The 2,565-nt window shown below is 75.0% G+C and carries 4 protein-coding genes; 2 read left to right on the forward strand and 2 right to left on the reverse strand.

The features are described 5' to 3' along the window. Positions 1–581: DNA-binding response regulator (locus tag ACFV61_RS35355; RefSeq protein ID WP_380496227.1), on the forward strand; the 581-nt coding region annotated here is incomplete at its 5' end. A gap of 42 nt (positions 582–623) precedes the next feature. Here ACFV61_RS35355 and ACFV61_RS35360 read toward each other — a convergent pair. Together ACFV61_RS35360 and ACFV61_RS35365 are read right to left on the reverse strand one after the other, a co-directional pair. After that, positions 624–1,145, reverse strand: a complete 522-nt coding sequence (locus ACFV61_RS35360) for a peptidylprolyl isomerase (protein WP_380496229.1) — start codon at positions 1,143–1,145, stop codon at positions 624–626. 23 nt (positions 1,146–1,168) lie between these two features. After that, a complete protein-coding gene (locus ACFV61_RS35365) occupies positions 1,169–2,014 on the reverse strand; it encodes a hypothetical protein (RefSeq protein ID WP_380496231.1) in 846 nt (281 codons plus the stop codon). A 272-nt stretch (positions 2,015–2,286) separates the two neighbouring features. Here ACFV61_RS35365 and ACFV61_RS35370 point away from each other — a divergent pair, with 272 nt between their 5' ends. Beyond that, on the forward strand, positions 2,287–2,532 hold the full coding sequence (locus tag ACFV61_RS35370; RefSeq protein WP_380496232.1) for a hypothetical protein: 246 nt from the start codon (positions 2,287–2,289) through the stop codon (positions 2,530–2,532). Positions 2,533–2,565: the final 33 nt, after the last annotated feature.

Consider the following 2,565-nt stretch of genomic DNA (forward strand, 5'->3'; position numbering starts at 1 on the left):
ACCAGGAACTGGTCCGCACCGCGCTGTGCGCCCTGCTCGACCTGGAGGACGGCTTCGAGGTGGTCGCCGCCGTCGGGCGCGGCGACCAGGTCGTCGACGCGGCCCGCGAACACCGGCCCGACGTGGCCCTCCTGGACATCGAGATGCCCGGCCTCGACGGCCTGGCCGCCGCCGCCGTCCTGGCCCAGCAGGTGCCCGGCTGCCGGGTCGTCATCCTCACCACCTTCGGACGCGCCGGCTACCTGCGCCGGGCGATGGAGGCGGGCGCGGTCGGCTTCGTCGTCAAGGACGCGCCGGCCGAAGTCCTCGCCGACGCCATCCGCCGGGTCGCGGCGGGCGAACGCGTGGTGGACCCGGAACTGGCCGCGGCCACCCTGGCGGCCGGGGCCTCCCCGCTCACCGCCCGGGAACGCGACGTGCTGAACGCCTCCCGCTCCGGGGCCGGCGTCGCCGAGATCGCCGGCAAGCTCTACCTCTCGGAGGGCACCGTGCGCAACTACTTCTCCTCCGCCATCGCCAAGACCGCCACCCGCAACCGCACCGAGGCCCTGCGCACCGCCGACGACCGCGGCTGGCTCTGACGCCGCCGGACGACGGGCGCAGGGCTTCCCGGGAGACGGGCGTCAGAGCCGCTCGACGGTGACCTGGGTGATCACGACGTCGTCGACGGGGCGTTCGCCGTCCGTGGGGACGGCCGCGAGGGCGTCGACGACGGCCCGGGAGTCGGCGTCGGCGACCTGGCCGAAGATGGTGTGACGGCGGTTCAGGTGGGCCGGCGTGCCGACCGTGATGAAGAACTGCGATCCGTTGGTGCCGGGGCCGGAATTGGCCATGGCGAGCAGGTACGGCCTGGTGAAGTGCAGTTCGGGGTGGAACTCGTCGGCGAAGGCGTAGCCCGGGCCGCCGGTGCCGCTGCCCGTCGGGTCGCCGCCCTGGACCATGAAGCCGGCCACCACGCGGTGGAAGAGCGTGCCGTCGTAGTACGGGCCGCTGCCCGGCCCGCCGGTGCGCGGGTCGGTGTACTCCCGGGCACCCTCGGCGAGTTCGACGAAGTTGCGGACCGTCTTCGGCGCGTGGAACTGGAACAGCTCCAGCCGGATCGGGCCCAGGGTGGTGTACAGGGTCGCGAACAGGCCCTTGGCCATGGCGGACTCCTTTGCTCGGATGGTCAGTTGGGGGCGGGGACCGGCTCGACGGGGCCGAAGTCACGGAAGGTGCCGTAGGTGCGCGTCGCGGTGCCCCTGATCTCGACGCGCTGGTCGAAGCGCACGGTGCGGCCCTGGGCGTCGATCCACTGGTCGAGCTGGAAGGACGTCACGCCCATGCGCTTGAGGTTGAGGTAGTGCTCGGCGTCCACGGCGCGCATCTTCTCCAGGTCGAGCGTGCCGGAGAGGTGGAAGGCGGGCGCGCCGTTCTGCTCCTCCATGCCCTTGCGGGCGGCCGGGCCGAGCGCCAGCAGGGCCTTCGCGTACCCGTGGTAGTCGGCGATCCGGTCGCCGAGCGGGGACTTGCGCCAGCCGCTGCCGGACTTGACGTACGTCGCGTCCTCGGTGACGACGACCGGGTCGCCCGCCGAACCGCCGCCGGCGCCGAGGGACTCGGTGAGACGGCCGGTGCGCACCTTGCCGTTGAGGTTGATCCGGCCGGTGGTGGTCGCGACCAGTGGGCCGCCCTCGGTGCGGAAGTCCTGGGAGGCCGCGTAGGGCGTGCGGGCGGCCTGGGCGAGGGCCTGTTCGGGATCGATCACCCCGCCGGCGGGCGCCTCGGCCGGGGCCGACGCGGGTGCGGACGCCGAGGCCGCTGCCGGGCCCGATGCCGGGGCGGACGTCGGGGCGGACGTCGGGGCGGACGTCGGGGCCGCGTCGGGGGTCGTCGGCGTCGCGGCCGGGGTGGTGGCCGGCGGGGCGGCGGGGGCCGGGGCCGCCGAGGGGGCGTCGTCGTTGCAGCCCGTCAGCGCGGTGAGGGAGAGCACGGTCGCGGCGGCGGCCAGGGCGGTGGTGCGGCGAATCGTCAAGAAAGGTCTCCGGCCGAGAGGATCGATGTCGGCATCCTGGCACACGGCGGGCTGGTGACCGCACTCGGCGCCAGGTCGGGGCGCAGGTCGGGGGGCGCGGGACGGGGGCGCGGGTCGGGCGAATCCCGCGCGGCGCCAACTTCCCTGCGGGACAGGCCTGGTGTCCACTTGTATGGCGGATCATCCCGGTTTCGGGCGGGTCGGGGGCGCGGGCGGCGGGCTCGGCTTGAGAGGATCGGCCCGGAAACGGGATGGACGGGAGAGGGTGGGTCGTGGTCGGTACCGTGCTGGTCGGTGTCCTGGTGCTCGCGGTCGGCGGGTGCGTGTGCGTGGTGTGGGCCGAACGCGGCGGCCCCCGCTGGGTGCGCGCCGTGGCGTCCGCGACGCTCGTCTCGGGGTCCGTGCTGCGCCGCTCCGCGCGCAGCCGGCGCCGGAACCGGAGCCTGAGCGGCGGCGACAGCGGCGACGGTGGCGGCGATGGTGGCAGCGGTGGCGGCGGCAGCAGCGATGGTGGCTGAGCGCCCCGCCCGCGGGCGCGACGACGACGAGCG

The sequence above is a fragment of the Kitasatospora sp. NPDC059817 genome, from assembly GCF_042731835.1.
Taxonomy (GTDB): Bacteria; Actinomycetota; Actinomycetes; order Streptomycetales; family Streptomycetaceae; genus Kitasatospora.